At 72.2% G+C, this 7,335-nt stretch carries 7 protein-coding genes and 1 pseudogene; 3 read left to right on the top strand and 5 right to left on the bottom strand.

Translation table 11 applies throughout. The features are described 5' to 3' along the window. Positions 1 to 271 precede the first annotated feature (271 nt). A complete protein-coding gene (locus VED21_RS06305) occupies positions 272 to 415 on the bottom strand; it encodes a hypothetical protein (protein ID WP_324881474.1) in 144 nt (47 codons plus the stop codon). A 191-nt stretch (positions 416 to 606) separates the two neighbouring features. Between VED21_RS06305 and VED21_RS06300 the strand changes: the two genes are divergently transcribed. Both VED21_RS06300 and VED21_RS06295 read left to right on the top strand, forming a co-directional pair. Next, positions 607 to 909 (top strand): hypothetical protein, encoded by a 303-nt coding sequence (locus VED21_RS06300; RefSeq protein WP_324881473.1) that lies wholly within the window; start codon positions 607 to 609, stop codon positions 907 to 909. A gap of 24 nt (positions 910 to 933) precedes the next feature. Next, positions 934 to 1,821 carry an exonuclease domain-containing protein gene (locus tag VED21_RS06295; protein ID WP_324881472.1) on the top strand — a complete coding sequence of 296 codons (888 nt, stop codon included), beginning with the start codon at positions 934 to 936 and terminating at the stop codon, positions 1,819 to 1,821. Positions 1,822 to 1,852: 31 nt separating this feature from the next. Here VED21_RS06295 and VED21_RS06290 read toward each other — a convergent pair whose 3' ends face one another. From VED21_RS06290 to VED21_RS06280, 3 genes are all read right to left on the bottom strand, one after another. Next, complete coding sequence (locus VED21_RS06290) at positions 1,853 to 2,719, bottom strand: ParB/RepB/Spo0J family partition protein (RefSeq protein ID WP_324881471.1); 867 nt, start codon at positions 2,717 to 2,719, stop codon at positions 1,853 to 1,855. Continuing rightward, positions 2,709 to 3,764 (bottom strand): AAA family ATPase, encoded by a 1,056-nt coding sequence (locus VED21_RS06285; RefSeq protein WP_324881470.1) that lies wholly within the window; start codon positions 3,762 to 3,764, stop codon positions 2,709 to 2,711. The genes VED21_RS06290 and VED21_RS06285 overlap by 11 nt, the downstream gene beginning before the upstream one ends. A 106-nt stretch (positions 3,765 to 3,870) precedes the next feature. After that, entirely contained in the window at positions 3,871 to 4,320 is a 450-nt protein-coding gene (locus VED21_RS06280; RefSeq protein WP_324881469.1) for a response regulator transcription factor, read from the bottom strand. A gap of 245 nt (positions 4,321 to 4,565) precedes the next feature. On the opposite strand from VED21_RS06280, the gene VED21_RS06275 reads away from it, so the two are divergent. Beyond that, the gene (locus VED21_RS06275) at positions 4,566 to 6,983 is read left to right on the top strand and encodes a PAS domain-containing hybrid sensor histidine kinase/response regulator (RefSeq protein WP_324881468.1); all 2,418 of its coding nucleotides are present in this window, start codon (positions 4,566 to 4,568) and stop codon (positions 6,981 to 6,983) included. A 67-nt stretch (positions 6,984 to 7,050) separates the two neighbouring features. Here the strand turns inward: VED21_RS06275 and VED21_RS06270 are convergent. Next, positions 7,051 to 7,335, bottom strand: a pseudogene (locus tag VED21_RS06270) (hypothetical protein); the annotation flags it as partial.

Raw genomic sequence — 7,335 nt, 5'->3', positions numbered from 1 at the left:
ACTGCTTGGTCATCGCCTGCTGGACGGCGACGTTGCCGATGCCGGCGGCGGTGTTGTTGGCGGAGACCACGTTCTGCGCCATGGCGGGGGCGGACAGGCACAGGACGGCGGCGGCGGCGAGCAGGGTGTGGCGGATCATGGGAGCGTTCCTTTCGGGTCTGGGTGGGGCCGGATCCGTTTCGGTCCGGCGCGTTGTCGATGGACAGACCCTACCCGCTCCCCGCCCCGCCTTCTGTGAGCCGCGCCACAAACCCGCACCGATCGGCCTCTCCTACCCACCCGTCGGCTTCGGGTCGGGTTCGCCCGGACCGGCCGGGGCATCGGGCGGCGCGTCGGGCGCGGCCGGGTCGGGAACCGGGGTCGGCAGCGGCGTCGGGGTCTCCGGGCCGTGCGGCAGCGGGGGATAGGGGCTCATGATGGTGCCTCACCGAAAGCGGATGCCGCCCGGCGGCATCCCATACGCAAGGGGTCAACAGCGCGCCCGTCCGGTCATTGCTTCCGGCCAGTCGGCGTTACACCCTGGTGTAAAGCTCTCCGAAGCCCCATCTTGTGGGGATACGCGCCGCCGGCCCTGGGCCGGCGGGGCCTCTCCAACCGATCGATGTGATGCTGACTGTCGTGACATCCCGCCCACCGAACGCCGCCGACACGGTCCTCGACGCCTACCTGGGATTCCGGGTCGGCGATGTCGTGCTCGACCTCGCCGAACTGACGGCGGGCACCGCCACCATCAAGGAGTTCCGGATCGTCGCCGGGAACCAATTCTACGACATGGCCGTGGTCGCGATCATGGAAACGGGCGCCGAGCGCTTCGTTACCCAGCTCAAGACCGTGCGCCGGGCCGACGACACGCCGGACGCCGAGACGGCTGACACCGCCGTCGTGCCCTTCCACCGCCGCCGCCCCTGAGCCTTCCATGATAGGCTGTTCATAATGACGGGGCGGGTCCGGGATGCGGCGGACCAGGGCCCGCCCGATCCGCGCGGCCGTATCCTCGTCATCGACACCGAAGGGCGCGGCTATCGTGAGGACGGCGTGCCGAGCCTGTGCGAGATTGCCGTCATCGAACTCCGTGACGGCCGGCGGACCGGCCGCGTGTTCCACACCCATCTCGACCCCGGCGCGCCCATCAACCCGTTCGCGCTCGCCGTCCACGGTCTGGACGAGGCGTTCCTGCGCGGGCAGCCGCGCTTCGCCGATGTCGCTCCTGCCCTGCTCGCCTTCTTCGGCGACGCGCCGTTGGTCGCGCATGGGGCTGGGGGCGACCGGGCGATGCTTGATCACGACCTCCGCCTCGCCGGCATGGCGCCGCTGGCTCCCGGCCGCCTGGTCTGCACGCAACGCCTCGCCGCCCGCCTGCTGAAGGCGCAGTACAGCCTGGACGCGCTGTGCGACGCGCTGGGGATCGACCGTTCGGCGCGCGAGGCCGGCCACGGCGCCCTGGTCGACGCCAGCCTCACCGCCGACTGCTTCCTGGAACTGGCGCGCCGGCCGGGCTACGCCGCCGCCCGCGGCGTGCGGGCCTTCGCCGCCGACCGGCGCCCAGCCCCGGCCGTCCGCGTCCGCTGTGCGATCGAGGACGGCACCGTCGCCTTCACGGTGGAGGAGCGCGCGACCGGCGCCGTGACCCGCCTGACGGCCCCTGTGCCGCCCTACCCGGCCGACACGCACGTGGCGAACGCCGGCGCCGACGGCGTCCTGCGCATCACCCGCAAAGGCGGCCGCGCGCCCGACAACCCCGACGGCCCGGCGCTGCTGCTGGTGCGCCGGGGCCGTGTCGTGGCGCATCGGTTCGTGGATGGCCGGCTATTAGAGGTCTAATAAGCGCCGGGATCGGGACGTTATTAGACGTCTAATCGCGCAGCAGCGCGTCCAGCGTATCGCGCAGGTGGCGCAGCTCGCGGCGCTCCGTGTCGCTCAGCGCGCTGCCGGCGTCCTTCAGTTCACGGATCTTGCCCACGCCGCGCTGCAGCTGCTTCAGCACCGGCGCGAAGGCGGGCTGGCCGGGGGCCGGGGCACGGCGGTCCTGCTTGGCGGCGCGCACCGTCTTTACGGTCAGCCCCTCGCCGGTCTTCACCCGCTCCCACAACGTGCGCTGCTGCTCCGCGTCGCCCAGCTCGGCCAGTTCCATGAGCAGCGAGACGGACACCGCCGGATAGACCGGCGCCTCGGCCAGGATTTCCTCCGGCAGGCGCAGGATGCCGAGCAGGCGGGCCACGTATTCCTGCGACTTGCCGATCAGGGTTGCCGCCTGTTCCTGCACGAGCCCCTTGTCGGCGATCAGGCGGTCAAGCGAGGCCGCCAGTTCGACCGGATGCAGGTCGACGCGCTGCACGTTCTCGATTAGCGCCAGCGCCTGCGGGTCGTCGGTGTCGATGATCAGCGCCGGGATCGTCTCCCGCTCCAGCGCGCGGAAGGCCCAGTAGCGCCGCTCGCCGGCCACGATGCGAAAGCGGTCGGGCGCCACCTCGCGCACGTTGATGGGCTGCAGAAGGCCCTTCAGCGCGATGGAACCGGCCAGCGCCGCGATGTCGGCATCCTGGGCGTTGCGGCGTGGCTGCTCGGGGTCGGGCTCCACCTGGGCCAGCGGGATCTCCCGGTGGCGCATGCTGCTGGACAGGCCGAACAGCGCGCTGTTGCTGCCGCCGCCCCCGGCCGGCGTGCGGCTCAGCGCCCGCTTGAACAGCCCGGAATTGCTGGTGTCCAGCTTACGCGCCATGGCGCACCTCCTGCTTGGCCGAATCCAACCGGGCGAGGTCCAGCAGGGCGCGGGCGATCTCGCGATAGCTCTCCGCCCCGGCGGAATTCGGGTTGACCGCCAGACCCGGCTTGCCGGCCATGACGCTCTTGGCGTAGTCGGCGGCGCGCTTGACCGGCGAGAATAGGCGCAGTCCCTGCGCCGCCGCCAGCTCGCGCAACTCGGCCATCACTTGTTCGTCCTGCAGGCGGCGCGGGCTGTACATGGTGGGCAGGATGCCCAGCACCTGCAGGTTCGGGTTCACCAGTTCGCGCACGCCGGCAATGGTTTCGAACAGCTGCGGGATGCCCATCATCGACAGCATCTCCGTCTGCGTCGGGATCAGCAGCTGGTCGGCGGCGTTCAGCACCGACACCGTTAGCTCGCCCAAGTGCGGCGGGCAGTCCAGCACCACGCAGTCGTAGTGCCCGGCCAGCTGCGCCAGCTTGGCGCGCAGCACCAGCGTGCCGTTCGGCTGGCGCAGCAGCTCGCGATCCGTCGCCGCCAGCGAAATGGAGGACGGCAGCAGGTCGAACGCCCCGTCGCACACCGGCACCACGAACTCCCGCATCGGGCGGGTCGATTTCAGCGCGTGGGTCAGCGTGGCCTTTGCCAACTCCTGCTCGTGCGGGTCGACGCCCAGGTGCACGGTGGCGTTGGCCTGCGGGTCGCAATCGACCAGCAGCACGCGGCGGCCGGATGCCGGCCGGTCCGTGGTCGCCAGCAGCCACGCGACGTTGACGCAGGTGGTGGTCTTGGCGACCCCGCCTTTCTGGTTGGCGGCGCAGAAGACCAGCGGCGCCGCGCGCACGGCCACCGCCGGGATGCCCACCGGCTCCCCCGCCACTTTCAGCGCCGAGGCGACGAGCTGCGGAATGCGCTCCGCCCCGGTTTCCCAGCGCGAGATCTTGGCCCGGTCATAGCGGCGGTTCAGGCGCTCGTTCAGCCAGGTGACCAGTTCCTGCTGGTTCATGCCGCGCTGCTCGCGGTAGCGGCGCAGCTCCTCGCCCGTCATCTCCTGTGCCACGGAGGTACCCCGAGTGTTGGAATTTCGGGGCACCATGAGTCATGTTGATGATTGGTGTCAACAGGCGTGCCGGTCGCGTGCCGCACGGCGCATGACGGTGGGCGCCCTACGCCGGGCGCACCGCGCGCACCGCCGCCACGAGATCCGCCGTGCCGACCGGCCGCGGCAGAAGGCGCAGGGCGCCGGGCCGGCCGTCGGCCAGATCGTCGTCCGCCTCGCCACCCGCCGCCCCGCCCAGGACCAGCACCGGCAGCCGGGCGGCCGCGGTGCGCAGGCGCCGCAACAGCGTGCGGCCGTCCACCACGGCAAGGTGCAGCGCCGTCACCAGCACGTCCGCCGGGTCGTGCCGGCCGATGGCCAGCGCCGCCGCCCCGTCGAAGGCCAGGCTCACGCGGTAGCCGTCCGCCGCCAGCGCCATGCCCAGCGAGTGGGCGGCGAGCGGATCACCCTCCGCCACCAGCACGTGAACCGTCGGCATGACGCCCATGGTGGGGGGCGGCGCAAGGCCGCCCCGCCGGTCGCCGGCCAACCCGGAGAAGGATGACGACCTGCTCATGGTGCTTCCTCCCTGTTTTTCGAACGACGCATGCCGAGCGACGCGAAGGGTACGGGAGCACCACCCGGCGCTCCATCACCCAGAGGTCGGAACCCCGCTCCGCCGAAGGATGGGCGGCCCTGCGGCAATATCGTTTGTTGGCTTTTAAGGTTTTTGCAGCAGTATGGCCGCTCGCCGCGCCGCGGCCTTCGCCGTCACCAGTTCCGCTTCGCCCCCGTTTCGCTTCGCCCAGGACGTCACAAGACATGCCAGACCGCGCGCCCCGCACCGTCGCCGCGGCGCTTCCCCGCTCGGGCCGGGCCGCCCGCTCCTGGTTGTCCGCCGCCGCTGCCGCCGCGGGTGGCGCGGCGTTCACCGCGGCGCTGCCCGCCCTGCTGGCCGGCACCGTGCCGCCGCTGCCGGCCGCCGCACTGGCGGGCGGCCTGTCCGCCGCGCTGGCGCTGTGGTGGGCGCGCCGCGCCGCCGCCACGGGCCCGACCGACCGCGACATCATCGACGCCACCGCGCAGGGCTATTGGGAGATCGACGAGGACGGCCGCACGGTGGCCGTGAACGGGGCGCTCTGCCGTATGCTCGGCTGCGCGGAGGCGGACCTGCTCGGCCGTGAGCCCGGCGACTTCACCGACGAGGAAGGCCGCCGCATCTTTGCCGAGCAACTGGCCAGCCGCGCCTTCCTGCCCCAGCGCACCTACGACGTGGTGCTGCTGGGCTGCGACGGCCGGCGTGTCGAGGCGCGTTTCAACGCCACCTTCCGCCACCAGGCCGGGGGGCTTCGCTCCTTCGCGCTGGTCACCGACATCACGCCGCTGAAGGTCATGGAGCGTGAACTGCGCAGCGAGCAGGAGCGGCTGCGCCAGATCGTCGGCGCCGTCCCCGTCGCCATGCTCGTCACCCGGCTGGAGGACGGTGCGGTGCTGCACACCAACAAGGCCGTCGCCGAGCTGTTCGGCCTGCCGCCCGGCGCGCCGGTGCACAGCGCGCTCGACTTCTACGCCAACCCCGCCGACCGCGCGCTGGTGGTGGCGATGGTCCGCGCGCACGGCCGCATCGACCACCACGAGGTGCTGTTCCGCCGCGCCGACGGCACGCCCTGGTGGGCGCTTCTCTCCGGACAGCGGTTCCTCTATTGCGGCATGGATGCGCTGCTGGTCGGCCTCCAGGACCTGACCGCCACCAAGAAGGCGCAGGAAGCGCTGGAGGCCGCCGTGCGGGCCAAGTCCGCCTTCCTGGCCACCATGAGCCACGAGATCCGCACGCCGATCTCCGGCATCCTGGGCATGACGCGGCTGCTGCTGGACAGCCCGCTCGACTCCCAGCAGTACGACCGGCTGCAGACCGTGCTCTACTCCGGGGAGGCGCTGCTCGCCATCCTCGACGACATCCTCGATTTGAGCGACATGGAGACGGAGCGCGTGACCGCGTCCGTGGCGCCGTTCGACCCGCGGCGCCTCGTCCGCACGGCGGCGTCCCTGATGTCGTCGCGCGTGGCGGAGAAGCGCATCAGCCTGGACTGCACCGTGGCCGACGACGTGCCGCGGGTGCTGAGCGGCGACGCGCGCCGGCTGCGCCGCATCCTCCTCAACCTCGTCGGCAACGCCGTGAAGTTCACCGAACGCGGCGGTGTGACGGTGGCCGCGGCCATGGCGTATGCCGGCGACGGCGCGCCGCGCCTGCGCGTCACCGTCGCCGACACCGGCGTCGGCATCCCGCAGTCCGAGCAGGCGGGCCTTTTCGAGTCCTTCTACCGGCCTGACCGGCCGCTCGCCCGCCGCTCCGGCGGCACCGGGCTGGGCCTGGCCATGTGCAAGCGGCTGGCCGAGGCGCTGGGCGGCGCCATCGGCGTGGACAGCACGCCGGGCGAGGGCAGCCGGTTCTGGTTCGAGCTGCCGGTCGCCCCGGCCGATGGCGCGGCGGAGGAAGAGCCGCCCGCCCCCGGTAGCGCCGCGCCCGCCCCGCTTGACGTCCTGCTGGCCGAGGACAGCGAGGTCAATCAGTTGGTGGCGCTGGGCTTCCTGAAGAAGCTCGGCCACCGGGCCGTGGTGGTGGGCGACGGGCGCGCGGCGGTGGAGGCGGTGCAGGCCCGCCGCTTCGACGCCGTGCTGATGGACCTGGAAATGCCGGTCATGGACGGGCTGGAGGCGACGCGCGCCATCCGCGCGCTGGACGGCCCGGCGGCGGCGGTGCCGATCATCGCGCTGACCGCCGACACGCTGCTGGGCGACGCCGACCGTTGCCTCGCGGCCGGAATGAACGCCTACCTCATGAAGCCGCTGAACCCGCGCGAGCTGCAGGCCGTGCTGGCCCGGCATTGCGGCGCCGGGCTCGCCGCGCCGGTGCCGGAGAACCCCCTCGACGGGCTGGTGAAGCGCCTGGGCCACGAGACCGTGGGTGACCTCATCCGCATGTTCCTCACCGACGGGGCGGCATTGTGCACCGCCATCGCCGGGGCGGCGGCGGAGAGCGACCTGCTGCGGGTGCGGGTCCTGGCACACGACCTGACGGCCATGGCCTCGCTGCTCGGCCTCACCGCCCTGCAGCGGCAGAGCGAGGCGATCGAGATCGCCTGCGCCGACAACGACCAGCCCGACGAGATCCGCATCCTGGTCTCGCGCCTGGAGGAACGCTTCGCCCGGTCCCGCCACATCCTGGCGTCGTTCACCTAGAAACTCACGCAGAAACGCGATTGGCCCGGAAGCGGAGCTTCCGGGCCAATCGGCTGGCGTTGCGGGATCAGCGCTGGACGGAGAACAGGCTCTGGCCGGCGAAGTTGCCGATGCCGGCGGCGGTGTTCTGGCCGGCCAGGGTGTTGGCGGTGCCGAAGCCCGCCCCCTGGAAGACCATGCCCTGCTGCACCGCCTTGTTGCCGATGCCGGCCGCCGTGTTGCCCAGCACCGCCGTGTTGGCGCCGCCCGGCAGCCCCGGCGCACCCAGCAGGCGCCCGCCGCCGGCCCCCTGCATGGTCACCACACCCTGCTTGGCGACGTTGCCGATGCCGGCCGCGGTGTTGTTGATCGA

The sequence above is a fragment of the Azospirillum sp. genome (assembly GCF_035627195.1).
Taxonomy (GTDB): Bacteria; Pseudomonadota; Alphaproteobacteria; order Azospirillales; family Azospirillaceae; genus Azospirillum.
Note: the sequence above shows the minus strand (reverse complement) of the source record. Positions and strands in the feature narration are given on the sequence as shown.